The following is a 25,891-nucleotide window of genomic DNA, read 5'->3' as shown; positions in this document are numbered from 1 at the left end:
GTAGGTATGTCCGAATCCGGCCACAGGTGAGACGCAAGGATGGGTCTTGAAGCCCGGCAGTGCTCCTTGCTTCCTCCTCTACTTCCATCTCTTCAGTAGGGTTAGGTAAAAGCAATGCACAAGATCAACATCATCGCGGCTCTCATGCTGGCCGCTGCTCCGCTGGCCGCCAACGCTGCCGACGGCACCATCACCTTCAATGGCAAGGTGACCGACAAGACCTGCACCATCTCGACCCCGGGCGGCAAGGACTTCGCCGTTACCCTGCCGACCGTGTCCAAGAACACCCTGGCCACCGCCGGTGCCGTCGCGGGCCGTACCCCGTTCGCCATCAACCTGACCAAGTGCAGCGCCGGCAACGTCGCCACCTACTTCGAGCCGGGTTCGACCGTTGACTTCAACAGCGGCCGCCTGATCAACCAGGCTTCGGCCAACGCTGCCGGCAACGTGCAGCTGCAGCTGCTGGGCTCGAACAACCAGTTCCTGCCGGTGAAGGCCGCAGGCACCGGTCTGGCCCAGGACAACTCGCAGTGGGTGACCGTTGCCACCGACGGCACCGCCAACCTGAACTACTACGCCGAGTACTACGCCACTGCCGCCGCCACCCCGGGCGACGTCACCAGCAGCGTCAAGTACACGATCATCTACAACTGATCATCGCCGTACCCGCACTGGCCGGCGTACGCGCCGGCCAGCGCTCCGCGGCCCCTGGCCACACACCTCGAGCGTAGTACTTCCGATGAAAGCTCTCTTTCCCCGGGCGCTGCTGCTGGCAGCGTCGACGCTGCTCTTCTGCCAGGAAGCCATGGCAGGCGTGGTGGTCAATGGCACGCGTGTGATCTATCCGGCGCAGTCGCGCGAAGTCACCGTGCAGGTCGACAACGTGGGCGACTCGCCCGCGCTGGTGCAGGCCTGGATCGACAGTGGCGACGCCAACCAGACGGCCGACACCAGTGATGCCCCGTTCGTGCTGACGCCGCCGATCAGCCGCGTCGAGCCGGGCCGCAGCCAGGCGCTGCGCCTGATCTTCTCCGGCGCGCAGCTGCCGACCGATCGCGAGTCGGTGTTCTGGCTGAACGTGCTGGATGTGCCGCCGTCGCCGGACAACGCCGAGAACGGTGAGCAGAACTACCTGCAGGTCGCGTTCCGTTCGCGCCTGAAGCTTTTCTATCGGCCGCAGGGCCTGAAGGGCGTCGCCAACGACGCACCGGCAGCCCTGCGCTGGACCCGCAGCGGTGACCGCCTGCGGGTGGAGAACCCGAGCCCCTTCCACGTGACCCTGGCCGAAGTGCATGCCGTGACCGGCAGCAGCGAAAAGGCGGTCGAGGACAAGGGAACGATGGTCGCACCGAAGCAGAACCTGGAGTTCGCCGCACCGGCGGGCACCACCGAGGTGCGCTTCATCACCATCAACGATTACGGCGGTCGGGTGGAGCACAAGGTCCGCCTCGACAGCACCGGGGGCTGAACGCGCCGCGCTGGCCAGGGCCTGCGCATCCCGCCACCGCCGCCGTGCGGCGAATTGAAGGAATGTCAGTGTGATCGGAAACAGATTGACATTGTCGATCCATCAGGCGCTTTGCCTGTTGGCTGCCGGCGTGGCCTGCCCAGGATGGGCGCTGGCTGCCCCGGCCAATCTCGGCGAACAGGCGCTGATGGCGCAGACTGGGGCGGCGACCGCGCGTGCGCCGGAGTCGGCGCAGTTCAACTCCAGCTTCCTCTCCGGCCAGGCCAAGCAGGTCGATCTGGCGGCCTTCAGCAACGGCAATCCGATGGTCGCCGGCACCTATCGCGTGGACGTCTACGTCAATGGCGCTTGGCAGGGCCGCCGCGACGTGCAGTTCAAGGCGGATGCACAGGGGCGCGTCGATGCCTGCCTGGCGCTGCCGATGCTCGAGGAAATGGGCGTGGACAGCGAGGCGGTGCTGCTGCAGCAGGATCCGTCGGTGCCGACCGATACCTCCACGTGCGTGCCGGTGCAGCAGCGCATGGCCAATGCCTATGGCGTCTATGACAGCGGCAACCTGCGTTACGACCTGAGCATCCCGCAGGTGTTCCTGCGCCGCGAAGCGCGTGGCTACGTCAACCCCGCGCTGTGGGACCGTGGCATCAACGCCGGCTTCGTCGGCTACAGCTTCAATGCCATCGACAGCGACAGCCGCGTCGAAGGCGGACAGCGCAACCGCAGCGCCTATCTGGGCCTGAATGCCGGCCTGAACCTGGGTGGCTGGCAGTTCCGCCACGATTCCAACCTGACCTGGACCGAGGGCGACGGCCGCCACTGGCAGAGCATCGCCACCTACGCCCAGCGCGGCATCCCGAAGATCCGCGGCATGCTCACTGTGGGCGAGGCCTACACCACCGGCGAACTGTTCGAGTCGATCGGATACCGGGGTGCCAGCCTGGCCAGTGACGACCGCATGCTGCCCGATTCGCTGCGCGGCTACGCGCCGGTGGTGCGCGGCATCGCCGAGACCAATGCGCGGGTGGAAGTCCGGCAGAACCAGCAGCTGATCTATTCCTCCACCGTATCGCCGGGCAGCTTCGTCATCGACGATCTGTACCCGACCGGTTACGGCGGTGACCTGGAAGTGAGCGTGATCGAGGCCGATGGCCGCCGCCGCGAGTTCAAGGTGCCGTTCGGTTCGGTGCCGCAGATGCTGCGCGAAGGCGTCTCCCGCTACTCGGTGACCGCCGGCCAGGTCCGCAACGAGCTGCTGCGCGATGAACCCTGGCTGGCGCAGGGTACCTACCAGCGCGGCATCGGCAACCAGCTGACCCTGTACGGCGGCAGCGCGCTGAGCGAAGGCTACGTTTCACTGCTGTACGGCATTGGCCTGTCCACCCGGATCGGTGCGTTCGCGGCCGATGTCACCCATGCCCGCACGTCGTTCAACCACTACGGCGACCACACCGGCGCCAGCGTGCGCCTGAGCTACAGCAACATGATCGGCGAAACCGGGACCAACCTGACCCTGGCCGCCTATCGTTATTCGACCGAAGGCTACTACAGCCTGCAGGACGCCCTGTACGGACGCGACGCGGATGATCGCGGCATCGACCCGACCACCCGTGGCCGCCAGCGCAGCCAGTTCCAGCTGACCCTGAACCAGCCGCTGGGCCGCCGTGCCGGTGCGCTGTACGTCACCGGTTCGGTGCGTGACTTCTACGACCGTTCCGGCACCTCCAAGCAGTACCAGGTGGGCTACAACAACGCCTGGCGCTCGGTGAACTACGGTTTCTCGGCACTGCGCACCGAAGAAGGCATCCTCGGCCGGGCCGACACCCAGTACCTGTTCTCGATGAGCGTTCCGCTGGGCCGCGGGACCCATCCGGTGTCGTTCAGCGCCGACCTGGGCGCGCGTGACCGTGGTGGCTACGACAACAGCCGCGTGGGCATCACCGGTTCGGCCGGCGTCGACAACAACTTCAGCTACGGCGTGGCCCTGTCCGATTCCCGCGAGGGCAACACCACCGCAGTCGGCAACGCCGAGTACCGCAGCCGCTACACCGCGTTGAACGCGACCTACAGCCATTCCAGCGATTTCCGCCAGGCATCGGTGGGCGCCAACGGCAGCGTGGTCATGCATCCGGGCGGCGTCACCTTCACTCCGCAGCGTGGCGATACCATGGTGCTGGTCGAGGCGCCGGGCGCGCGCGACGCGCAGGTGACCAACGCACCGGGCCTGCGCATCGATGGTCGCGGCTACGCCGTGGTGCCGTACGTATCGCCGTACCGCCTGAACACCGTGACCCTGGATCCGCAGGGCATGGCGCATGACGTCGAGCTGGAAAGCAGCAGCCAGTCGGTTGCACCGTTTGCAGGTGCCATCAGCTACCTGCGCTTCGATACCCGCAAGGGCAACGCGCTGCTGATCCAGGTGCGCAATCCCGATGGCCGCACCCTGCCGTTCGGCGCACAGGTCAAGGACGAGCAGGGCCAGCCGGTGGGCATGGTCAGCCAGGGTGGCCGCCTGTATGTGCGCAGCGAGCAGGATCACGGCCGCCTGCAGGTGGAGTGGGGCGCCGGCGCCGACCAGCGCTGCACCGTCGATTACCAGGTTCCGGCGGGCGCCGATGCGTCCAAGACCGGCTTCATCCCGCTGGAGGCAGCATGCCGATGATTCATTCCCGTGGCCGCAAGGCGCTGGCCGCACTGGCCGTGCTCACGGGCGCCCTCGTGGCGGCGCCTGCGTTTGCCAGTTGCTACATCACCCAGTCCGGGTTCCAACCCCAAGACGTGACCATGGACATGGGCCAGATCGTGATTCTTCCCAGCACCCCGGTCGGCGGCGTGATCAAGGAACTCATTGTCAACATCAATCAACGCAACAGCGTCGCTTACTGCGATAGCCGGGGCGGCAACGCCAGCGGTCGCTTCGTCAATGCGGCACAGCAGACGCCGGTACCAGGATTCAGCAACGTATACGCAACCGACGTGGCAGGTGTTGGCATTCGCGTCTATCGCGATTCCGGTGATATCCAGACCTACTATCCTCACACGCTGATCCTGCGAAGCAATACCAACCTCTCGTTGAGCGGAGGCCGCTTCCGTGTCGAACTGATCAAGACAGCAGCTCAGACAGGATCGGGCGTTATCGCGCCGAATGGACGTTTCACCACCTATTACTACGATGGCGATGGTGCCAGCCGGCCGGTGCTGACCTCCACCTTCAAAGGATCGGGCACGACCGTGGTCAGCCCGACCTGCGAGGTGGACGCCGGCAGCCGCAACATCGCGGTGGACTTCGGCAGTGTCCCCAACACCTCGTTCACCGGCGTCGGTTCGCGCGCGGTCAACCGTGACTTCGACATCCGCCTGAACTGCCAGGGCAGCAATGTTGCTGCCTACCAGAGCAAGATCGGCATCCGCCTGGATGCCGACCAGGACAGCTCCAACATGCCGGGCGTGCTGAAGCTCAGCGCGGCTGCCAACAGCGCGACCCGCATCGGCATCCAGATGGTCCAGCGCGATGGCACCACCGAGCGCGAAGTGCGCTTCGGCCAGGCGATCAATGTCGGCACCACCATACCGGGCCCCAGCACCATGACCCTGCCGCTGCGCGCCCGCTATGTACAGACCCAGGCCGGTACCGTCGGTGCCGGTGTCGCGAACGGACAGGCGACTTTCACCATCCAGTACGAGTAGCGGCCAACGGCCGTTCCACCGCTGCGCTGTGCCCCAACGTTGCCTGTTCCGCAGGCGACGTTGACTGCGTCTTGATCCCGGAAATACCAAGATCGGAGCTGCCATGAACGTATCGCAGCACGAGTGTGATGCGCGTCATGAAATTCGAGTCACCCAACACAGCACCTCCGCTGCCGCAGCGTCGGCTCGGCTGAGGTCCGCTGAAAGGACCCGGCATGACAGCGCCCCATCTTGCCATCGCCGGATTGCCGCCCGAGTTCGTCGAGATGCACGGCGGTGGGCTGTACTGGGTCGTCGCGGCCGGAAGCGCGCCGGCCGACCTGGTTGGCGCAGGTGTGCTGGGTTCGGCCAGCGACGTGCAGGACGCCGTGCTGGCGACGCTGGGGCGCGGCGCCGATGCGATGCTGGCCGAGCTGCCGCCGGGGGAGGGGCCGGCGCGGTTGCGTCTGTTCCGTTCCTCGGCCGCTGCCATGCAGCGGACCCTGCGCGGTCTGGCGGTTGATCTTCCCCGCGCGGCCACCGCCGCGACCCGCCTGTGCATGGTGCAGTTTCCGCTGGCGGCGCTGGAAGGCTGGAGCGATGCCCGGCTGGCGGCATGGAACCGGCAGCTGCAAGCCTGGGCGGAGCAGGCCGGCACGGTGCTGCTGCTGCTTTGCCACGGTGAAGTGGCCACCCTGGCGCCGCGCCTGCTGGCCTTGAACCGGACCTGTTCCGGCGTCGCCCAGCTGCATCCGCACCGCGGTGCGCTGCAGCTGCTGCTGCATTACTGGGCCAACGCCCATGGTGTGGTGGCCCGCCGTGCCTTCGCGATCGAAGCGGCAGAAGGCGGGTTGCGCCGCGTGCCAGAAGAGGCGGACAGCGTGCTCTCTGCGGTCGAGGCCAGCGGCGGCGATCGTGATCTGTACCTGGCCGAGGCCGACGTGCTGGAAGGCGCTCCGCCGCTGTCGCCCGCCTGGCGGCTCCACGATGGCTGGGCGGACCTGCTGCCTTCGGCGCTGCAGGCGCGCGAGGCCACCGTGGTGCTGGCGATCCGCAGCAACGACCAGGTGGACACACTGGCACGCCTGCTGCATCGGCTGCGCCGCGAGCGCGGCGACCTGCTGAAGCTGGTGGTGCGCGAGGTGCAACCGTGCCTGCGCTACGCCGACGAGCGCCTGCTGCTGCAGTGCGGCGGCAACATGGTGGTGCCGGCGGCGACTCCGCTGCCGCGGCTGCTGACGCTGCTGGAGACGGTGCAGCGGCAGCGTTGGCAGGGGCAGCTGGCGGCCGACCCCGAACCGTTGATCCGTGCCCACCGGCCACCGGAAGTGAATGGAATCGTGGCGGCCGACCGCTTCCGGCAGATCGTCGGCGAACGCATCGATCAGGACGGCAGCGCGGTGGAAAGCGCCGTGCTGGCGCTGCAGCCGGTGGCCGGGCTGCGCGCGGAACAGACCCTGCAGCAGTTGAACATCCGCAGGCAGGGGGATGTGGCCTGCGTGTACCGCGGCCAGGTCCGCCTGTTCCTGTTCGGCTGCCGCCGCGATGCGGTCGAACAGGCGCTCTCCAACCTGTACCGGCTGCCCTGGCGCGAGCTGTTCGATGGCTACCAGCGCCTGGCCGAGTACGACATCGCAGCGATGAATGCCCGCGGCAGCGACTCCGAATCCGAGACGCTGCCCGCCCCTGCCGTTCCGTTGCCGCAACCCGCGGCCCCGGTCAACGAGGTCGCATTCAACGCCCCCATCCCGTTCCGGTTGGGAGATTCCGCATGACCACCGACCAGCAGCTGTGGACGCTGATCGCGGCCTGTGCGCTGGTGATGATTCCGTTCGGCGTGATGCTGGGCGCGCTGTGGCGCGCGGTGCGTCGCCGCGCAGCGTCATGGCTGCCCCCACGGCACCTGCGGCGGGCGGGCGTGCGGGTGCGCGATGCGCGGAGGCCGCAATGAGCGCAGAGCCGACGCCCGCATCGCCGTTCGTCTGGTCGGACCTGCGCGGCTGGAACCTGTACTTCCTGTCCAAAGTGGTGTTGGCCTGGATGGGCGCGCTGGACCTCAAGGTCCTGCCCAACCTGTTGTTCCTGGCCGCCCTGCTGGTGCCACTGCCGTGGCGATGGGCACGCATCACACGCACGGTCGTCGCCGTGCCGGTGGCCGTGGTGCTCTACTACCAGGACACCTGGTGGCCGCCCTTCCAGCGTCTTCTCGCACAGCCGGGCGTGCTCGATTTCTCCGCCGACTACTGGCTGGAGCTGGCGCAGCGCTTCATCAACTGGCAGATGGTCGCGGTGCTGGTGCTGCTGGTGGTTGCCTACCTGCTGCTGAAACCGTGGCTGCGCATCACGACGCTGAGCGTGCTGGGCATGCTGGGCATGGCGGTGGTGGCACTGCCATTGCCGGCGGGCCTGAACTGGAGAACGTCGCAGGCCACCGCAGCGACCGGCGGTGCTGACGCCGCTGCCGGCGCTGCCGGTGCACTTGCGCCGGCCAGCAACGAGACACTCAATGCCTGGCTGGCGGCCTTCTACCAGCAGCAGTCGGGCCTGAAGACGGTGTTCCCGGCGCCGGCCAGCGCTGCGCCGTTCGACGTCATCATCCTCAACATCTGTTCGCTGGCATGGAGTGATCTGGACGAAGTCGGCATGCGCCAGAACACGCTGCTGGACCACATGGACCTGATCTTCGACGATTTCAACTCGGCCACCGCCTACAGCGGACCGGCGGCGATCCGCCTGCTGCGCGCCAGCTGCGGACAGACCTCGCACACCGCATTGTTCGACCCGGTGCCAGCCGAATGCCAGTTGTTCTCCAACCTGCAGCGCCTGGGTTTCCAGAGCGAGCTGGCGATGAACCACGATGGGCACTTCGACAACTTCATCGGCGAACTGAGCCAGTACGGTGGGTTGCAGGCACGGCCGATGGACATCAGCGCGTTTCCCCGGGCGCTGGTCGCGTTCGACAAGTCGCCGCTGCGCCGCGATGGTGACGTGCTGAACGCCTGGTGGAAGCAGCGCCAGGCCGAACAGGCGCAGCAGGTCGCGCTGTTCTACAACACGATCTCCCTGCACGACGGCAACCGCATCGTCGGCGCCGACGGTCGTGCCAACGCGGCTGACTACAAGGCCCGCGCGCAGATGGTGCTGGGTGACATGGCAGGCTTCGTCGAAGCGGTGGAGCGCAGTGGCCGTCGCGCCATGATCGTCGTGGTGCCCGAGCATGGCGCGGCGCTGCATGGCGACCGCATGCAGATTCCCGGCATGCGGGAGATTCCCAGCCCCTCGATCACCCATGTGCCGGTCGGCGTCAAGCTGGTCGGGATGGGCACGCCGGCCAGCGGAGGGCCGCGTCATGTGCCCGAGCCCAGCAGCTATCTGGCCCTCTCCGAACTGGTGTCGCGGGTGTATGCGCTGAACGCGCAGTCGCCGCCGGGAGCGCGTGACTGGGACAGCCTGCTGCAGGGGCTGCCACGTACGCCCTCGGTGTCGGAGAACGAAGGCGCCAAGGTCATCGATTACGGTGGCAAGCCCTGGCTGCAGCTGCAGGGAAGCAAGGCCTGGAACCCGTACCCGGAGGACAAACGCTGATGGCCGACATCCTGGCCGTTGCCAGTACGCTTTCGGTGGAGGAGGACGACATCGATCTGCTGCGTCGCAGCCTGGGCATGCCCGGGTTGCCCTACGTGGACTTCTCGGCGCAGAACGAACGTGCCCGGGCACTGGCACGCTGGCCGTTGCTGGCCGAGCTGGAGCGGCAGCCATGAGCGTACTGCTGTCCCTGCAGGGCGTGCACGGCGGCACAGGCGTCACCACGGTGCTGGCCGCACTGGGACAGGCGCTGCATGCGCAGGGCCAGCGCGTGCTGCTGGTCGAGTGCAGTCCGGATCAGATGCTGGGCCTGCATGTCGGGTTGGCCGCACGGGAGGCCGATGGCTGGGCGCGGGCGATGCTGGACGGCCGCGACTGGCGAGATGCGGCCTTCGCCTGCGCGCCGGGCCTGGCGGTGCTGCCGTACGGCCGTGTCAGCGCGGCCGAAGCCCTGCAGATCGAGCAGGCGCTGAGTCTGGCACCCGATACCTGGAATGATCGTGTGCCGGTGCTGTCGGCGCAGTTCGACTGGCTGCTGTTCGACCTGCCGCAGCGGCTGCCGGCACACGCGGCGGCGGTCAACCGATATGCGCGCTGTACGCTGCCGTTGCGCCTGGCGTGCGTCGATCCGGCAAGCCACGTCTTCCTGCAGCGGCAGCACGACGATCCGCGCCGTCTGCTGGCCAACCGGTATGACCCGGCGGTTCCGGTGCAGCGCGATCTGATGCAGCTGTGGCTGCATGCGCACGCGTCGATGCTGGTGCCTCAGCCTCTGCACGAAGATGCGCGGGTGCCGGCCGCGTTGGCCAGCAAGCAGCCGCTGGGGCAGCATGCGGCCGATGCGCTGGCGGCTGCCGACGTCGCCGGCCTGGCATTGTGGTGCCTGGCCGAGGCGGCGCGGCGGCAGGATCGGGAGAGCGGGCGATGAAGGGCGCACGCATCCACTATCTGCACTGGAACCGGCTGCGTGAGCGCGTGTACGCCGCATGGCCACTGTGCGCGCTGCTGTGGTCGCTGCAGGCCCTGGGCTGGGCGCTGTTGAGGCTGGAAGGACCTGCGTGGCAGGCGCTGGCGCCGCGGCTGCGGCGTGCGTTCCCGCAGTTGCAGGGTGATCGCCGCTGGCGCCCCGGAGATCCACTGCGGCTGCTGATCCAGGCCGCATGGCTGTCGCTGGTGCGCCTGGTTCCGCATACCTCGCTGCGCCGCCAGCGCCTGGCCCAGGCCCGGCGCCAGCGCATCGCCGAGCTGCGCGGAGCGGCAGGACGCGGTCGCCTGCGCTACCTGCGGGCGATGCGTGATGCACCTGCCGATGTCGGCAACAGTCGCCTCGCGGCGTGGCTCGCACAGCGCCTGGAGCACCTGCCGCCCCGCGCGCGTCAGGCGCTGACCGCGCTCACTGGTCTGGCTACGCTGGGTCTGGCGGCACTGTGCATCACCCAGCCCTTCAGCTACCTGGCGCAGTTCGTGTTCGTGCTGCTGCTATGGGTCATCGCGCTGCTGGTACGGCGCATGCCCGGCCGCTATGCGACGCTGGTACTGGTGGTGCTGTCGATCACCGTGTCCTGCCGCTATCTCTGGTGGCGCTATACCGCCACCCTGAACTGGAGCAGCACCTTCGACCTGGTCTGCGGTCTGGTGCTGCTGGTGGCCGAGACGTATTCCTGGCTGGTGCTGATGCTGGGCTACGTACAGGTTGCCTGGCCGCTGCGACGGCGTCCGGCGCCCTTGCCGGCCGACATCCGGCAGTGGCCCACGGTGGATGTGCTGATTCCCACCTACAACGAAGACCTGTCACTGGTGCGGCATACCGTCCATGCCGCCATGGGGCTGGACTGGCCGGCCGACAGACTTCGCATCCACCTTCTCGATGACGGCAAGCGCGAGGCGTTCCGTGCCTTCGCCGAGCAGACCGGCGTCAACTACATCACCCGCAGCGACAACCGGCACGCCAAGGCCGGCAACCTCAACCACGCCCTGACCCTGATCGACGGTGAGCTGGTGGCGATCTTCGACAGCGATCACTTGCCGGTGCGCTCGTTCCTGCAGATCACCTGTGGTTGGTTCCTGCGCGATCCGAAGCTGGCGCTGGTGCAGACGCCGCACCATTTCTTCTCGGCCGATCCCTTCGAGCGCAACCTGCAGGTGTTCCGCAGTGATCCCAACGAGGGCGAGCTGTTCTACGGGCTGGTGCAGGACGGCAACGACCTGTGGAATGCCGCGTTCTTCTGTGGTTCCTGCGCGGTGCTGCGGCGTGAGGCCATCGATGCCATCGGCGGCTTCGCCACCGAGACCGTCACCGAGGATGCGCATACCGCCCTGCGCCTGCATCGCCAGGGCTGGAACTCGGCCTACCTTCGCATTCCGCAGGCGGCCGGCCTGGCCACCGACAGCCTGGGCGCGCATGTCAACCAGCGCATCCGCTGGGCGCGCGGCATGGTGCAGATCTTCCGCATCGACAATCCGCTGCTTGGCAAGGGCCTGAGCCTGTTCCAGCGCTTCTGCTACGCCAACGCGATGCTGCACTTCCTCGCGGGCATCCCGCGGCTGGTGTTCCTCACCGCGCCGCTGGCCTTCCTCCTGCTGCATGTCTACATCATCTACGCCCCCGCGCTGGCGATCCTGCTGTTTGTCGTTCCACACATGGCCCACGCCAGCCTGACCAACGCGCGCATCCAGGGCCGGTACCGCCGCCCGTTCTGGGGTGAGGTCTATGAAACCGTGCTGGCCTGGTACATCGCGCGGCCGACCACCGTGGCCCTGTTCAGTCCCGGCCGTGGCAAGTTCAATGTCACCGACAAGGGCGGCACGCAGGCGGGTGACCGCTTCGACTGGCGGGTGGCGCGCCCCTACCTGGTACTGGCGCTGCTGAACGTGCTGGGGCTGTGCTTCGCCGTGTGGCGTTTCATCGAGGGGCCTGCCGATGAGCGCGGCACGGTGGTCGTGAGTTCGTTGTGGGTGCTGTACAACCTGCTGATCATCGGCGGCGCGCTGGCGGTGGCGGCGGAGGTACAGCAGGTGCGGCGCACCCACCGGGTCACCACGCGCCTGCCGATGGCGCTGCAGATACCCGATGGGCGTCGACTGCGGGGCGTGCTGCAGGACTATTCCAACGATGGCGTCGGCCTGGAGTTGGGACTGGATCCGCAACTGGCCGAAGGCACGCGCGTACACCTGCTGCTCGGGCGTGGCCGGCGCGAGTTCGCCTTCCCGGCTCGGGTACAGCGCAGCGTCGGCCATCGCCTTGGCCTGCTGCTGCAGTTCGACAACGAGCGCCAGCGCGTGGAGTTCGCCCAATGCACATTCGCCCGCGCCGATGCGTGGCTGGACTGGCATGCCGGTTACCAGCCCAAGAGCCTGCCACGCAGCCTGTGGAGCGTGCTGGTGCTGGGCTGGAAAGGCTATCGGCGGATGGGCGACTTCACGCCGTTCGATCTCGACCGCCCCGTGCACTGGAGCGGTCGCCTGCTGCGCTGGCTGGCCAGTTTCGCACCACAACGTCCGCTTCCCTCCCACCCGGCTGACCCAGCCGCTGACCCAGGGCTTCGTCCATGAGCATCCCGACCTCTCTGCGCTGGCTGCTGCTGCCGTTGCTGGTACTGCCAGTGGTGTCCGGCAATGGCGCTCCAGCACCCGTGCCGGCGCCTGCCACCGGTTCCACGCCGGATGCCCCGGCCGCGCAGGTTGCGGTACCGACCCCGACCACAGCAGCATCGGTGCCCGCGCCGCGCGGCGAACCGGCCTTGCCCGATACCTGGGCCGGCAGCGCTTGGCCCTGGCAACGGCACAGCACCTTCGCACAGCTTGGCCGCCGCCAGGACACGCTGCTGTCCGGCGTCCGCAACAGCACCACGTTCGAATTCCAGGTGCGCCGCGATCGCCTCGCGCGCGAAGCGGAACTGGATCTGAGCTTCACACCCTCGCCGTCGCTGTTGCCGACGCTGTCGCACCTGCGGGTCTATCTGAATGACGCGATGATGGGCGTGGTACCGATCAGCAACGACCAGCTGGGGCGCCCCGTGCAGGCCAAGCTGCCGCTGGACGCGCGCCTGATCGCTGATTTCAACCAGGTCCGCCTGGAATTCGTAGGCCATTACACCGATATCTGCGAAGAACCCACGCACAGCTCGCTGTGGGTCAACCTCTCCAGCAACAGCACGCTGAGGCTGGGCGGCCAGCCGCTGGACATGCAGGATGATCTGGCCAATTTCCCGCTGCCCTTCTTCGATCCGCGCGACACCGCGCGGCTGGAACTGCCGGTGGTGTTTGCAGCGGCGCCCACGCTGGCGCAGCAGCGGGCTGCGGCGGTCATGGCGTCCTATTTCGGCAGCCTGGCGGGATGGTGGCGGCAGGCCCGTTTCCCGGTGAGCTTCGGCACCCTGCCCGAGCAGGGCCACGCGGTCGTGCTGGCGGTGAATGGCCGCTTCCCGCCGGTGATCGCCAACCACGCGCCTGTGCAGGGGCCGGTGATCGAGCTGATGGCCCTGCCCGAGGATCCGCAGCGCAAGCTGCTGCTGGTGCTGGGCCGCAACGACGATGACCTGCAGAAGGCCGTTTCGGCGATGGCGGCCGGCAATGTCCTGTTCCGCGGCCGCCAGGTCGCGATCGACGAAATGAAGCCGTTGGCGCCACGCAGGCCGTACGACGCGCCGAACTGGGTGCGTACCGATCGCGCGGTGCGCCTGGCCGAGCTGCTGGACTATCCGCAGCAGCTGCATGCCAACGGGGTATCGCCGCAGCCGATCACGGTCAATCTCAACCTGCCACCGGACCTGTTCATCTGGCGCAACCAGGGCATTCCACTGAACCTGCGTTACCGCTACACGCCGCCGTTTGGCAGTGATGAGTCGCGGCTGGGCGTGGCGATCAACGACCAGTTCATTTCAAGCTTCCCGCTGGTGCGCCGCACCGGCAAGCAGGGTGTGGCGGAAATCCGCCTGCCTGTGCTCGCTGGCGATGCCGGCGCCGACGATGGCCGCCTGTTGATTCCGGCGCTGAAGCTGGGTGACCGCAACCAGCTGCGGTTCGACTTCAACTTTGCCAGCGTGATGGGCAGTGCCCAGCGCGACCACTGCCAGACCGTGCTGCCGCCCAACCTGCAGGCGGCCATCGAGGAGGATTCGACCATCGACTTCTCCGGTTTCCATCACTACATGGGGTTGCCGGACCTGTCCGCGTTCGCGCTCAGCGGCTTCCCGTTCACACGCATGGCGGACCTGTCTGAAACCGTGGTGCTGGTGCCGCCGTCCGCCAGCGAGGCCCAGGTCAGCCTGCTGCTCAACCTGATCGGAGGCCTGGGCGTGCAGAGTGGGTACCCGGCCTACGGGTTGCGCCTGTCCGCGGACTGGAAACAGGCCAGTGCGCTGGATGCGGACCTGCTGGTTCTGGGCGCGTTGCCGGATGAGCTGCGCGGCAGCCAGCAGCTGTCACTGCTGATCGACGATCAACGCACGCGCCTGCTCAACGGCCAGTGGCCATCGCCGGAGCTGGCGGTGCAGCAGGCCCGTCGCGGCAGCCGTGCGGGCGATCCTGCGGTCACCCGCGTGGCGGTCACCGCACAGGCGCCCTTCGCGGCCATCGTCGGCCTGCAGTCGCCCCGCCATGCACAGCGCAGCATCGTCTCGCTGGCGGCCAGCCATCCGGCCGACTATCAGCTGCTCGATGATGCACTCAGCGACACCGGCAAGCGCGAAGCCATTGCGGGATCGGTGGCGATCCTGCGCAGTTCCGGCATCAACAGCCAGTTCGTGGGCGAACACTACTACGTGGGCGCGCTGCCGTGGTGGCTGCTGCTGTGGTACCACCTGGCCGATCATCCGGCATTGCTGGCCGTGCTGGCCACGCTGGTGGTGCTGATGGTCGCCTTCCTGCTCTGGCGTGCACTGCGCTGGGTCGCCGCGCGGCGCCTGGATGCGGGCAAGGAATGAGCCGGACCTCGCCGCCGCTGCTGATGGCGTCCCGGCTGGTGCTGCTGGGTCTGGCCGGGACCGGCGCATGTGCGGCACAGGCGCTGCCGCAAATGCCCGGCGGTACTGCGGCCGAGCAGCGGCAGTGGTTGTTGCAGCAGGTACGCATCGGCGAGGCGACCGGGCGCCAGAGTCTGATCGAAGATGCGTTGGCCCGGCTGCGCATGCTGGCACCGGATGATCGTGGCACCCTGCTGGCGATCCTGGAGGTGCAGTTGTCGCAGCAGAAGGTGGAGGATGCGACCGCGACGCTGCAACGATTGCGGCAGGTCGGTGCGGGCAGTCGCGAACTCGCTGCGGGTGATCGCCTCTGGCAGGCCTACCAGGGCGATCTGCAGCAGGAGCTGCAGCAGGCACGCCTGTTCGCAGCCGGTGGCCGCAGTGCCGATGCGCTGGCGATCTACCGCCGCCTGTTCAATGACGCGCCTCCGGGGTTGCAGCTGGGGCTGGAGTACTGGCGTCTGCGTGGCGCGCAGGCGGATGGCCGCGCGCTGGCGATCCGGGAGCTGACCGCATTGGACCAGGCGTATCCAGGCAACACCGGGCTGCTGCAGACGCTGTCGCAGCTGCTGTTCGCGGCCGGTCGCGACGATGAAGCGCTCGACGCGCTGCGGCGCATGGGCCGCAACCCCGACGCCCGCGGGCTGGCTGCCGATGCCGAGTGGGCGTACCTGCAGGACCAGCCCGCCGATGAGCGCGGCGTGCGTCGCCTGCAGGAGTTCATCACCCGCAATCCAACCTTCAATGACATCGCCCTGGTGCGCGAGCGCTATGCCGAGCAGCACAGGCAGGTCAGTGATCCGGCCTGGCGGGCGGGTCTGCGTGGCCAGCAACTGCTTGAACGCGGGCGCGATGCCGAGGCCGAACGTGCCTTCCAGCAGGCGTTGCGGGCCTATCCGCGCGAAGCCGCCTTCCTGGGCGGATTGGGCATGGCGCAGATGCGACAGGGCCGTCGCGCGTCGGCGATCGGCCTGTTCGAACGCGCGATCCAGGCCACGCCCGTCGGCGAGAGCAGCGACAAATGGCGCGACCTCATTGCCAGTACGCGCTACTGGCTGCTGCTGGACCAGGCCGATGCCGCACTCGGTGCCGGTCGGCTGGACGAGGCGGATGCGTTGTACGCGCAGGCGCGGCGGCAGCAGCCACGCGAGGTCAACGCACGGCTGGGGCAGGTGGATGTTGCCGTGGCCCGTGGCGACGACGCCTCGGCCGAACGCCAGCTGCAGGCCGCGAGGCGGATGGCGCCGAACGATGCCAACGTGATCCGCAGGTTGGTGCAGCTGTATGGGAGGACCGATCCGCAGCGTCTGGAGACCTTCATCGATGCGTTGCCGGCCGCGCAGCGCCGGTTGTACGCCGAGGATCTGCGTCAGCTGCGGATCAGTCGCCTGCGCGAACGACGTGAGCAGGCCCTGGCGGCCGGCGATGCGGAGGCCGCCCTTGCGCTCGGGCATGAGCTGCGCGTGGAGCTGCCCGCCGATGCGTGGCTCGCCCGTGCCCTGGCCGTTGAGCTGCAGGCCGCGGGTCGGCCTGCCGAGGCCGATGCGGTGGTCGCGGACATGGTGGCGCGCAATGACAGCGCTGAAGCACGCTACGCGCAGGCGTTGTATCTGTCCGGCACCGATCGCCTGCCGCAGGCACTGGCAGTGCTGGACGCGGTGCCGCTGGCGGAATGGGATGACGATATCCGCGCACTGTCCGCACGGCTGCGCCGGCAGCAGCTCATCGATCATCTCTGGTCGCTGCGTGCGCAGGGACGCGAGCCGGAAGCCATCGCCCTGCTGCAACAGCAACCGGCCAGTGCCGAGAACAACCTGCTGCTGGCCGACTGGGCGCGCCTGCGCGGCGACCACCCGCAGGCCCTGCAGTATTACCAGCGGGTACTTGCGGAGCAGCCGGACAACGTCGATGCACAGCTTGGCCAGGTGCAGGCCTGGATCGGTGCCGGCGATCTGGACAACGCGCGGCGGCAGATGCGGCTGTCGCCGCCGGTGGTCGCCGAAGATGCGCTCGGCCAGCAGCGCCAGCTGGCCGGCATCTGGACCGACCTGCACGAGGACGCCAAGGCATTGGCGATCCTGCGCGCGCTGCTGGCCCGCAGGGACGGTCCGGATCCACAGTCCTGGCGCGACGCAGCGCGACTGGTGCGCCGCGAGGATCCGCAGCAGGCGCTGGACATGTACGCGCAGGCGATGGCCGACAACGGCCTGCTGGCCGCAACGCAGGCACAGCCGCGCGACAACCGCGCGCTGACCCTGGCCAGCCGCGAGACCGCGGGGGACGACTGGCTGCGGCGCAGCCTGCGCAGCGACGTGGGAACGCTGTACCAGCAGGAAAATCCCACGCTGACGGTGATGCAGGATACCGGTCGTCGCAGCGACGGAACGCCCGGCATTTCCCGCCTCGGGCGCGACACCCGCATCGCGCATCTGGATGCGCCGTTTGCAGGCGGGCTCGGCTGGGCGCGCATCGAACAGGTGCACTTCGACGCAGGGCGGTTCCGCACCGGCGCCGACGACACTTACGACGAGGATTTCGGCAGCTGCGACCTGTCGCTGCTGCGTGCCGACGGCTCCCGGCTGCAGGCCCCGGGATGTACCCGCTTCGTGCATCAGCGGCGCAGTTCCGGCGCAGGGTTCGCGGCCGGCTGGCGCACGCTGGACGATCGCTGGAATGTCGACCTTGGCCATACGCCGTCCCACTATGTGATCGGCAACTGGCTGGGAGGCATCACCGCCAATGGCGATCTGGGCCGTCTCGGCTGGGGGGCGACGCTGTCGCGGCGGCCGATGACCAACTCCCTGCTGTCACAGGCCGGTGCCTACGATCCTCGCAGCGGCATTGCCTGGGGTGGGGTGACCGCCAATGGCATCACCTTCAGCCTGGGCTTCGATGAGGGCGGACGCAATGGTGTCTGGTCGAACTGGAGCTGGCACCGGTTGACCGGTCACAACGTCGCGGACAACACGCGTGCGCGTGCGATGGTCGGCTGGTACCACAAGCTGATCCAGCGTACGGACATGCGCCTGGACGTCGGCACCACGGCCATGTATTGGCGTTACCAGAAGGATCTGGGCGGCTACTCGCTGGGCCAGGGCGGCTACTACAGCCCGCAGCGCTATGCCTCGTTGAGCCTGCCGGCCAGCTTTGCCTGGCGCAATGATCTGTGGTCGCTGCGGGTGGATGGGTCGGTCAGTGTTTCCAGCGCGCGTACGGCGTCGATCAGCCGCTTCCCGGACCAGGCGCTGATCGAGCGCGTGGTGGCACAGCTGGAGCCGCAGTACGGTGCTCTCGCGCTGGACGAGGCTGGCCTGTACACCGGCGACAGCCGCAGCACCGGCACCGGCTATCGGCTCTACGCGGCCGTGGAGCGGCGGCTGGGCGATCACATCGTCCTGGGCGCGGCGGGAACCCTGCAGCGCAGCCGTGACTTCTCGCCGAACACATTCCAGCTCTATCTGCGCTATACCTTCAAGCCCTGGCAGGGCAACCTGCCGCTGCCCGTGTCGCCGCTGGTGCCCTATGGCGAGTTCCGCTGACCCGCAACGCCGCCGACTGCTGCAGGCGACGGCCGCCTTGCCGTTGCTGGCCATGGGCGCAGGGCGTGCGCTCGCAGCGCCGCGCTGGCCGGCCTGGCAGGTGCTGCTGGACAGCAGCCTCAGCAACGACGGACGCATGATCGATCGCAGCCAGGACGACCAGCGCAGTACGTCGGAAGGGCAGTCGTATGCGTTGTTCTTCGCGCTGGTCGACAACGATCAGGCGCTGTTTGATCGCGTTCTGGGCTGGACCCAGGACAACCTGGCCGGGGGCGATATGCGGCAGCGGTTGCCGGCCTGGCTGTGGGGCCGCGATGACAAGGGCGGCTGGCGCGTACTGGACGACAATCCGGCGTCCGATTCCGATCTGTGGCTGGCCTACGCCCTGCTCGAAGCGGGGCGGCTCTGGCACCGTCCTGCGTTGCAGGCCATCGCCGGGGGCATGCTGGGGCAGGTGCGGGAAAGGGAAGTCGTGCAGCTGCCCGGTCTCGGCCCGATGCTGCTGCCGGGACCGCAGGGATTCGTCGAAGGCGATGCGACCCGGGTCAATCCCAGCTATCTGCCGCTGCCGCTGCTGCGGCGCTTTGCCGCGGCCGATCGCAGTGGGCCCTGGGCGGAACTGGCGGACAACGCGACCACGCTGCTGGAGCAGACCAGCCCGCATGGCTATGCACCGGACTGGGCGGCGTGGCAGCAGGGGCGCTTCGTGGTCGATCCGGTGAACGGAGCGGTGGGCGGCTACGATGCGATCCGCTGCTACACGTGGGCAGGCATGACGGCCCCGCGCGATCCGTTGTTCCGGCGGCAGCTGGCGGCGTTGTCCGGTCCGCTGCAGCGCCTGCGCAGCGGTGCGGCACTCTGGGAAAAGGTCGATACCCGCAGCGGGCAGGGGCAGGGCGAAGGCAACTATGGTTTCCGCGCGGCTGTACTGCCCTGTGTGCTGGCACAGCGCGAGCAGGGGCTGGCGAAGTCGCTGCTGGCCAGCCTGCCCAGCCCGGAACAGCAGCGTGCCGAGGCACCGGCCTACTATTCGCAGATGCTGGCCCTGTTCGGCCGGGGCTGGGCCGAGGGCCGCTGGCGTTTCGGCGTGGATGGCCAGCTGCGACCGGCATGGCGATGAGTACACCACCAGCCCGCCGTGACAGCGGGCCCCTGCCCTGATTACTCCAGCGCGAAGCGCAGCACGAACAGCACGGCCACCAGCCACACCGCCGGATGCACCTCGCGCCAGCGGCCAGTGCCGGCCTTCAGCGCGGCGTAGGCGATGAAGCCGAAAGCCAGTCCATTGGCGATGGAGTAGGTGAACGGCATCGCCAGCGCGCACAGGGCCGCCGGCACCGATTCGGTGAGGTCGCTCCAGTCCACTTCCACCAGCTCGCGCAGCATCAACCCGGCAACGAACAGCAGGGCCGGTGCGGTGGCGTAGCTTGGCACCATCGAGGCCAGCGGCGAGAACAGCAGGGCGGCCAGGAACAGCGCGGCGACCACCAGGGCGGTGAGGCCGGTACGGCCGCCCACCTGCACGCCCGAGGCGCTTTCGGCGAATGCCGTGGTGCTGCTGGTGCCCAGCATGGAGCCGGCGACGATTGCCGTGCTGTCGGCCAGCAGTGCACGGCCGAAACGCTTCTGCGCACCCGGCAGCTTCAGCAGGCCGGCGCGGCCGACCACCCCGTACAGCGTGCCGGTGGCATCGAACACCTCCACCAGCACGAACACCAGCACCACCTGCAGCAGTACCGCGATGGGGGCACCGCCGTCGTGGTGCAGCAGGCCCGGCAGGTCCAGCTGCAGGAAGGTCGGCGCCAGGCTTGGCGGCAGGGACACCAGTCCCTGGTACTGCACGTCGCCCAGCGCCCAGCCGGCCCCAGTGACCGCCAGGATGCCGATCAGGATCGCACCACGGATGCGGCGCGCCTCCAGCACGGCGATCAGCAGGAAGCCGGCCAGTGCCAGCAGCGGTGGGGCGGTGTTGAGCGGGCCCAGCGCCACCAGCGTGTCCTCGTTGCCGATGATCACCCCGGACTTCTGCAGGGCGATGATGGCCAGGAACAGGCCGATGCCGGCGACGATGGCTGAGCGCAGTGACGAAGGAATGCCGGATACCAGCCAGGCACGCACGCCGGTCAGCGACAGCACCAGGAACACCAGGCCGGAGATGAACACTGCCGCCAGCGCCTGCTGCCAGGGCAGGCCGGCGGCGCCGACCACGGTGAAGGCAAAGAACGCGTTCAGGCCCATGCCCGGAGCCATGCCGACCGGGAAATTGGCTGCCAGCGCCATCACCGTGGAGCCCAGCGCGGCCGCCAGGCAGGTGGCGACGAATACCGCGCCCGCATCCATGCCGGTGGTGCCGAGGATTTCGGGGTTGACGAAGACGATGTAGGACATCGTCAGGAAGGTGGTGACACCGGCCAGCAGCTCGGTGCGCACGGTGGTGCCGTGCTGCTGCAGCTGGAACAGGCGTTCGAACAGGGACATGGGGCTTCTCGTGAAGGTGTCTCCCGGCAAGCGGGCGACCCACAGAAGGAGAAAGGCCGCGCGAGCGCGGCCTTTCCTGTTGCGTTACTTCAGTGCCTTGAAGCGCAGGCGCTTCGGCGCAGCGTCATCGCCCATGCGGCGCTTCTTGTCTTCCTCGTACTCGCGGTAGTTGCCCTGGAAGAACTCCACGTGCGAGTCGCCTTCGAAAGCGATGATGTGCGTGGCGATGCGGTCCAGGAACCAGCGGTCGTGCGAGATCACGAAGGTGTTGCCCGGGAACTCCAGCAGCGCGTCTTCCAGCGCACGCAGCGTTTCGATGTCCAGGTCGTTGGACGGTTCGTCGAGCAGCAGCACGTTGCCACCCTGCAGCAGGGTCTTGGCCATGTGCAGGCGGCCACGCTCACCACCGGACAGCGAGCCGACCATCTTCTGCTGGTCCTGGCCCTTGAAGTTGAAGCGGCCGATGTAGGCGCGCGACTGGATCTCGATGCCGTTGATGTTGAGGATGTCCAGGCCACCGGCGATTTCCTGGAAGACGTTGTGGTTGCCTTCCAGCTTGTCGCGGCTCTGGTCCACGTAGGACAGCTGCACGGTCGGGCCGATCACGATCTCGCCCGAATCCGGCTTCTCCTGGCCGGTGATCATCTTGAACAGCGTCGACTTGCCGGCGCCGTTCGGGCCGATGATGCCGACGATCGCGCCCGGCGGAATCAGCATCGACAGGTTGTCGATCAGCAGGCGGTCGCCGAACTTCTTGGACACGTTCTTGAACTCCATCACCATGTTGCCCAGGCGCTCGCCCGGCGGGATGAAGATTTCGTTGGTCTCGTTGCGCTTCTGGTAATCCTGCGACTGCAGCTCTTCCAGGCGGGCCAGACGGGCCTTGCCCTTGGAACGGCCGCCCTTGGCGTTCTGGCGCGACCACTCCAGTTCCTTCTGGATCGCCTTCTGGCGGGCCTTTTCCTGGTTTTCTTCCTGCTTCAGGCGCTCATCCTTCTGCACCAGCCATTCGGTGTAGTTGCCCTTCCACGGAATGCCGCGGCCGCGGTCCAGTTCCAGGATCCACTCGGCGGCGTTGTCCAGGAAGTAGCGATCGTGGGTAACGGCCACCACGGTGCCGGTGTAGCGCGCCAGGAACTGTTCCAGCCATTCCACCGACTCGGCGTCGAGGTGGTTGGTCGGTTCGTCCAGCAGCAGCATGTCCGGCTTCTGCAGCAGCAGGCGGCACAGCGCGACGCGGCGCTTTTCACCGCCGGACAGGTTGGCGATCTTGGCATCCCACGGCGGCAGGCGCAGCGCATCGGCAGCCACGTCCAGCTGGTTTTCCAGGGTGTGCGCGTCGCCGGCGGCCAGGATCGCCTCCAGACGCTCCTGTTCCTTGGCCAGCGCGTCGAAGTCGGCGCCTTCCTCGGCGTAGGCGGCGTACACCGCCTCCAGCGCAGCCTGGGCCTGCAGCACTTCGCCCACGCCTTCCTCGACCGACTCGCGCACGGTCTTGTTCGGGTCCAGTTCCGGTTCCTGCGCCAGGTAGCCGACCTTGATGCCCGGCTGCGGGCGTGCCTCGCCCTCGAAATCGGTATCCACGCCGGCCATGATCTTCAGCACGGTCGACTTGCCGGCGCCGTTCAGGCCCAGCAGGCCGATCTTCGCGCCCGGGAAGAAGGACAGCGAGATGTCCTTGATGATCTGCCGCTTGGGCGGGACCACCTTGGACACGCGGTTCATGGTGTAGATGTATTGCGAGGACATGAGGTCTCCGTAGGCGCGACCCTGCGCCCGACCGTCACGGGAGGTTTCCCGGTGCGGCAGCGGGCACAGACTTGAATGGAATACCGCCAATTATAGCCGGAACCGGTTACCCGCCGCGCCACGGGTAGCCGGCCGGGCTGGCCGCGGCCTGAATCGCCGTCACAGTCCTGAAGCGGGAAGCGTTTCCAGCCGGAAACGGTTCAGATCCGGTGCGCAATATGGGGTCACCACCACCCAAGCAGAGGTCTGACATGCGCATCAATCGAGTAATGGCCGGAGCCGTGGCCTCTGTGCTGGCGCTCGGCGCGGTTGCCCCGGCATTTGCCGACGACGACCATCGCGGCCGCGGTCACGACCGCCGCGAGTGGCGGGAGGATCGTCGCGAGTGGCGACAGGACCGTCGTGACTGGGAGCGCGACCGCCGTGAGGCCCGGCGCGATTACCGGCAGGACCGCCGCGAGTGGCACCGTGACCATGACCGCTACTACCGCCCGGCACCGCCGCCGCGTGTGGTCTACCGCCCTGCCTACGGCCCCGGCTATGGCTGGAAGGTGGGGCACCGCTACCGCGACTACTATCGCGGCCCGATCTACGTGGTGAACGACTATCCGCGCTACCACCTGCGCCGTCCGCCGCATGGCCACCACTGGATCCGCGATGACCGCGGCAACATGCTGCTGGTGGCCATCGCCACCGGCGTGATCGCCCAGTACGTGCTCAGCAGCCGCTGAGGACCCCGCAACATCACTCGGAACCATACGGGGCCGGATTCCTTCGAGGGATCCGGCCCCGTCCGTTTCGGCCCCAGCCGGCCGGTGCGGGGCTACAATCAGGGGCTGAGCCGTACACCCCCTTTCCCTGCCTGCTGGAGTACCCGATGTTCCCGCGTGACGTCCGCATCGAATCCTACGATCCCGAACTGGCCAAGGCCATCGCCGCTGAGACCCAGCGCCAGGAAGACCATGTCGAGCTGATCGCCAGCGAGAACTACACCAGCCCGGCAGTGATGGAAGCGCAGGGCAGCCAACTGACCAACAAGTACGCCGAAGGCTATCCGGGCAAGCGCTACTACGGTGGTTGCGAATACGTGGACATCGCCGAGCAGCTGGCGATCGACCGCCTCAAGCAGCTGTTCGGCGCCGACTATGCCAACGTGCAGCCGCACAGCGGCTCGCAGGCCAACCAGGCCGTGTACTTCGCGCTGCTGCAGCCGGGCGACACCATCCTCGGCATGAGCCTGGCCCACGGCGGCCACCTCACCCACGGTGCCAAGGTGAACGCCTCGGGCAAGCTGTTCAACGCCGTGCAGTACGGCGTGAACGACCAGGGCCTGATCGACTACGACGAAGTCGAGCGCCTGGCCCTGGAGCACAAGCCGAAGATGGTCGTGGCCGGCTTCTCGGCCTACTCGCAGGTGATCGACTGGGCACGCTTCCGCGCCATCGCCGACAAGGTCGGTGCCTACCTGTTCGTCGACATGGCCCACGTCGCCGGTCTGGTCGCCGCCGGCGTCTATCCGAGCCCGCTGGACCACGCCCACGTCGTCACCTCCACCACCCACAAGACCCTGCGCGGCCCGCGCGGCGGCATCATCGTCGCCAAGGGTGCCGATGAGGACCTGGTCAAGAAGCTGCAGTCGATCGTGTTCCCGGGTATCCAGGGCGGTCCGCTGATGCACGTCATCGCCGGCAAGGCGGTGGCCTTCAAGGAAGCGCTGGAACCGGCCTTCAAGACCTATCAGCAGCAGGTGGTGAAGAACGCCCAGGCGATGGCCAACACGCTCATCGCGCGCGGCTACAAGATCGTCTCCGGCGGCACCCAGAACCACCTGATGCTGGTGGACATGATCGGCAAGGACGTGTCCGGCAAGGACGCGGAGGCGGCACTGGGGAAGGCGCACATCACCGTCAACAAGAACTCGGTGCCGAACGACCCGCGTTCGCCGTTCGTGACCTCCGGCCTGCGCCTGGGTACGCCGGCGGTGACCACCCGTGGCTACACCGAGCAGGACTGCGTGGATCTGGCCAACTGGATCGCCGATGTCCTCGATGCGCCGAACGATGACGCCGTGATCGCCCGCGTGCGCGATGCCGTCAGCGCGCAGTGCCGCAAGTACCCGGTCTACGGTTGATCGGGTAATGGGGTCGGATCCCGTCCCGCAGGGGAAGGGCTCTGACCCCGGCCCAGGGAGAGCAACGCACATGGATGAGCGTATGGATGAACGTCTGCACAAGCGCCTGCACCTCGTGCAGGCCCTGCTGTTCGGGCTGCCAGGCGTGCTGCTGGGAGGCACCGTGGCCTTGGTGGGCGTGTACTCCGGCCTGACGCAGGAAACCCGCCTGCCGAGCCGGCTGCTGCTGGTGTGCTGGGGCACCGCCGGGGCGCTGGGCATTGTTGCCTGGTTGTACATCGGCGCCGGTTTCCTCCTGCAGGGCCGGTCTGGCCTGCAGGCAGTGGGCCGGGTGTGGTGGGCGTTGCTGGCGCTGGGCGCGCTGGCAGCAGTGCCCGCCGTCGTGCTGGGGCTGGTGGTCGGCCTGACCGAACGCATGGACGGCTTCAGCCTGTTGCTGTTCGGCCCGCCGCTGTTGCTGCCCGCGGCGCATCTGGCCTGGCTGCGCTGGCGGCCTGCTCACCTTCCGGGCGCCTGACTTTTCAGGCAAGTCGCATGGTGGTGTAGGGATGGCATGTCCAGCCTCACGCATCAGGGTGTTTCTGAGTATCTGGGTGCATCTGGGACGGCTGCAGGGTTGCCCTTGACGAGGGACCGTACCGCACATGAAATTTGCCGGAAAGCCCCTTCTCAGGTACCTTTGCGACGCTGCCATGACCGTGGCATTAGGTTGTCCCCTGAGCCAGGCGTTCCATGTATTGCCCCTTCTGCCAACATGCCGATACCCGGGTCATCGACTCGCGCGTCTCTGAAGACGGCGCGACGATCCGCCGTCGGCGTGAGTGCGAGGCCTGCAACGAGCGCTTCAGCACCCTGGAAACCGTCGAACTGAAGCTGCCGGCCATCGTCAAGAGCGATGGCACCCGCGAGGCCTTCGACCAGCGCAAGGTACGCGCCGGCTTTGATCGCGCGCTGCAGAAGCGTGCCGTGCCGGAAGACAAGATCGAAGCGGCGGTGCGTGCGGTGGTCCATCAGTTGCGCCTCAGTGGCGAGCGTGAAGTGCCTTCGATCAAGGTGGGCGAGTTCGTGATGAACGAGCTGCGCAAGCTCGATCACGTGGGGTACGTGCGATTCGCTTCGGTCTACCGCAGCTTCGAGGATGTGGCCGATTTCCGCGAGGAAATCGAAAAACTCGAACGCGAGCTGCCGGCCAGCACCGAACAGCTGCAGCTGTTGGGCGATGTGATCGCGCTGGCCAAGAAGAAGAAGGGCTGACCGCCTCTGCCTGGTTGGGTGCCAACCCTGGTTGGCACTGATGGCGCATCCACGGGTGGGTGCC

The 25,891-nt window shown here is 67.7% G+C and carries 19 protein-coding genes; 17 read left to right on the top strand and 2 right to left on the bottom strand.

Going from position 1 to position 25,891, the window contains the following annotated elements:
• The first annotated feature begins 114 nt into the window (after positions 1–114).
• The 13 genes from AC5P76_RS17405 (at position 115) to bcsZ (ending at position 19,335) form a co-directional block, all read left to right on the top strand.
• Complete coding sequence (locus AC5P76_RS17405; protein WP_053518870.1) at positions 115–654, top strand: fimbrial protein; 540 nt, start codon at positions 115–117, stop codon at positions 652–654.
• A gap of 85 nt (positions 655–739) precedes the next feature.
• On the top strand, positions 740–1,468 hold the full coding sequence (locus AC5P76_RS17400; protein WP_053518872.1) for a fimbrial biogenesis chaperone: 729 nt from the start codon (positions 740–742) through the stop codon (positions 1,466–1,468).
• Between the two features lie 91 nt (positions 1,469–1,559).
• Positions 1,560–4,124, top strand: coding sequence for a fimbria/pilus outer membrane usher protein (locus tag AC5P76_RS17395; RefSeq protein WP_065175834.1), 2,565 nt, complete (start codon positions 1,560–1,562; stop codon positions 4,122–4,124).
• Entirely contained in the window at positions 4,115–5,149 is a 1,035-nt protein-coding gene (locus AC5P76_RS17390; RefSeq protein WP_495222794.1) for a fimbrial protein, read from the top strand. The genes AC5P76_RS17395 and AC5P76_RS17390 overlap by 10 nt, the downstream gene beginning before the upstream one ends.
• A gap of 215 nt (positions 5,150–5,364) precedes the next feature.
• Positions 5,365–6,903 carry a BcsE family c-di-GMP-binding protein gene (locus tag AC5P76_RS17385; protein ID WP_065175833.1) on the top strand — a complete coding sequence of 513 codons (1,539 nt, stop codon included), beginning with the start codon at positions 5,365–5,367 and terminating at the stop codon, positions 6,901–6,903.
• Positions 6,900–7,079: a cellulose biosynthesis protein BcsF gene (bcsF, locus tag AC5P76_RS17380; RefSeq protein WP_111186324.1), complete on the top strand. Its 180-nt coding sequence runs from the start codon at positions 6,900–6,902 to the stop codon at positions 7,077–7,079. The genes AC5P76_RS17385 and bcsF overlap by 4 nt, the downstream gene beginning before the upstream one ends.
• Complete coding sequence (gene bcsG / locus AC5P76_RS17375; protein WP_253119430.1) at positions 7,076–8,713, top strand: cellulose biosynthesis protein BcsG; 1,638 nt, start codon at positions 7,076–7,078, stop codon at positions 8,711–8,713. Before bcsF ends, bcsG begins: the two co-directional genes overlap by 4 nt.
• Positions 8,713–8,889, top strand: coding sequence for a cellulose biosynthesis protein BcsR (bcsR, locus tag AC5P76_RS17370; protein ID WP_080375313.1), 177 nt, complete (start codon positions 8,713–8,715; stop codon positions 8,887–8,889). Before bcsG ends, bcsR begins: the two co-directional genes overlap by 1 nt.
• Positions 8,886–9,641 (top strand): cellulose biosynthesis protein BcsQ, encoded by a 756-nt coding sequence (gene bcsQ, locus AC5P76_RS17365; RefSeq protein ID WP_053518884.1) that lies wholly within the window; start codon positions 8,886–8,888, stop codon positions 9,639–9,641. The genes bcsR and bcsQ overlap by 4 nt, the downstream gene beginning before the upstream one ends.
• Complete coding sequence (gene bcsA / locus AC5P76_RS17360) at positions 9,638–12,265, top strand: UDP-forming cellulose synthase catalytic subunit (protein WP_053518886.1); 2,628 nt, start codon at positions 9,638–9,640, stop codon at positions 12,263–12,265. Before bcsQ ends, bcsA begins: the two co-directional genes overlap by 4 nt.
• On the top strand, positions 12,262–14,637 hold the full coding sequence (gene bcsB, locus AC5P76_RS17355) for a cellulose biosynthesis cyclic di-GMP-binding regulatory protein BcsB (RefSeq protein WP_180876950.1): 2,376 nt from the start codon (positions 12,262–12,264) through the stop codon (positions 14,635–14,637). Before bcsA ends, bcsB begins: the two co-directional genes overlap by 4 nt.
• The gene (gene bcsC, locus AC5P76_RS17350; protein WP_253119427.1) at positions 14,634–18,215 is read left to right on the top strand and encodes a cellulose synthase complex outer membrane protein BcsC; all 3,582 of its coding nucleotides are present in this window, start codon (positions 14,634–14,636) and stop codon (positions 18,213–18,215) included. The genes bcsB and bcsC overlap by 4 nt, the downstream gene beginning before the upstream one ends.
• Positions 18,199–19,335, top strand: a complete 1,137-nt coding sequence (gene bcsZ / locus AC5P76_RS17345; protein WP_111186320.1) for a cellulose synthase complex periplasmic endoglucanase BcsZ — start codon at positions 18,199–18,201, stop codon at positions 19,333–19,335. The genes bcsC and bcsZ overlap by 17 nt, the downstream gene beginning before the upstream one ends.
• Positions 19,336–19,376: 41 nt before the next feature.
• Here bcsZ and AC5P76_RS17340 read toward each other — a convergent pair whose 3' ends face one another.
• Entirely contained in the window at positions 19,377–20,693 is a 1,317-nt protein-coding gene (locus tag AC5P76_RS17340) for an NCS2 family permease (RefSeq protein WP_053518892.1), read from the bottom strand.
• Between the two features lie 84 nt (positions 20,694–20,777).
• The gene (gene ettA, locus AC5P76_RS17335) at positions 20,778–22,442 is read right to left on the bottom strand and encodes an energy-dependent translational throttle protein EttA (RefSeq protein WP_005415249.1); all 1,665 of its coding nucleotides are present in this window, start codon (positions 22,440–22,442) and stop codon (positions 20,778–20,780) included.
• Between the two features lie 251 nt (positions 22,443–22,693).
• On the opposite strand from ettA, the gene AC5P76_RS17330 reads away from it, so the two are divergent.
• The 4 genes from AC5P76_RS17330 to nrdR all read left to right on the top strand — a co-directional run bounded on the left by AC5P76_RS17330 (position 22,694) and on the right by nrdR (position 25,827).
• The gene (locus AC5P76_RS17330) at positions 22,694–23,173 is read left to right on the top strand and encodes an RcnB family protein (RefSeq protein WP_065175826.1); all 480 of its coding nucleotides are present in this window, start codon (positions 22,694–22,696) and stop codon (positions 23,171–23,173) included.
• A 146-nt stretch (positions 23,174–23,319) separates the two neighbouring features.
• Positions 23,320–24,573 (top strand): serine hydroxymethyltransferase, encoded by a 1,254-nt coding sequence (gene glyA, locus AC5P76_RS17325; protein WP_053518895.1) that lies wholly within the window; start codon positions 23,320–23,322, stop codon positions 24,571–24,573.
• A gap of 82 nt (positions 24,574–24,655) precedes the next feature.
• A complete protein-coding gene (locus AC5P76_RS17320; protein ID WP_065175824.1) occupies positions 24,656–25,090 on the top strand; it encodes a hypothetical protein in 435 nt (144 codons plus the stop codon).
• A gap of 215 nt (positions 25,091–25,305) precedes the next feature.
• Positions 25,306–25,827: a transcriptional regulator NrdR gene (nrdR, locus tag AC5P76_RS17315; RefSeq protein WP_053518899.1), complete on the top strand. Its 522-nt coding sequence runs from the start codon at positions 25,306–25,308 to the stop codon at positions 25,825–25,827.
• Positions 25,828–25,891 lie beyond the last annotated feature (64 nt).

The sequence above is a fragment of the Stenotrophomonas sp. YJH_SMC_36 genome, assembly GCF_059369935.1.
The sequence above is the reverse complement of the archived record's forward strand: the minus strand, read 5'-3'. Positions and strand labels throughout refer to the sequence as shown.

Bases quoted from the DNA above. Each gene is read 5' to 3' on its own strand.
- AC5P76_RS17330 (WP_065175826.1), top strand. From the start codon at position 22,694: ATGCGCATCAATCGAGTAATGGCCGGAGCCGTGGCCTCTGTGCTGGCG.
- AC5P76_RS17400 (WP_053518872.1), top strand. From the start codon at position 740: ATGAAAGCTCTCTTTCCCCGGGCGCTGCTGCTGGCAGCGTCGACGCTG.
- AC5P76_RS17405 (WP_053518870.1), top strand. From the start codon at position 115: ATGCACAAGATCAACATCATCGCGGCTCTCATGCTGGCCGCTGCTCCG.
- AC5P76_RS17340 (WP_053518892.1), bottom strand. From the start codon at position 20,693: ATGTCCCTGTTCGAACGCCTGTTCCAGCTGCAGCAGCACGGCACCACC.
- bcsC (WP_253119427.1), top strand. From the start codon at position 14,634: ATGAGCCGGACCTCGCCGCCGCTGCTGATGGCGTCCCGGCTGGTGCTG.
- bcsF (WP_111186324.1), top strand. From the start codon at position 6,900: ATGACCACCGACCAGCAGCTGTGGACGCTGATCGCGGCCTGTGCGCTG.
- bcsG (WP_253119430.1), top strand. From the start codon at position 7,076: ATGAGCGCAGAGCCGACGCCCGCATCGCCGTTCGTCTGGTCGGACCTG.
- bcsR (WP_080375313.1), top strand. From the start codon at position 8,713: ATGGCCGACATCCTGGCCGTTGCCAGTACGCTTTCGGTGGAGGAGGAC.
- nrdR (WP_053518899.1), top strand. From the start codon at position 25,306: ATGTATTGCCCCTTCTGCCAACATGCCGATACCCGGGTCATCGACTCG.
- glyA (WP_053518895.1), top strand. From the start codon at position 23,320: ATGTTCCCGCGTGACGTCCGCATCGAATCCTACGATCCCGAACTGGCC.
- AC5P76_RS17385 (WP_065175833.1), top strand. From the start codon at position 5,365: ATGACAGCGCCCCATCTTGCCATCGCCGGATTGCCGCCCGAGTTCGTC.
- bcsZ (WP_111186320.1), top strand. From the start codon at position 18,199: ATGGCGAGTTCCGCTGACCCGCAACGCCGCCGACTGCTGCAGGCGACG.
- ettA (WP_005415249.1), bottom strand. From the start codon at position 22,442: ATGTCCTCGCAATACATCTACACCATGAACCGCGTGTCCAAGGTGGTC.
- bcsA (WP_053518886.1), top strand. From the start codon at position 9,638: ATGAAGGGCGCACGCATCCACTATCTGCACTGGAACCGGCTGCGTGAG.
- AC5P76_RS17320 (WP_065175824.1), top strand. From the start codon at position 24,656: ATGGATGAACGTCTGCACAAGCGCCTGCACCTCGTGCAGGCCCTGCTG.
- AC5P76_RS17390 (WP_495222794.1), top strand. From the start codon at position 4,115: ATGCCGATGATTCATTCCCGTGGCCGCAAGGCGCTGGCCGCACTGGCC.
- bcsB (WP_180876950.1), top strand. From the start codon at position 12,262: ATGAGCATCCCGACCTCTCTGCGCTGGCTGCTGCTGCCGTTGCTGGTA.
- bcsQ (WP_053518884.1), top strand. From the start codon at position 8,886: ATGAGCGTACTGCTGTCCCTGCAGGGCGTGCACGGCGGCACAGGCGTC.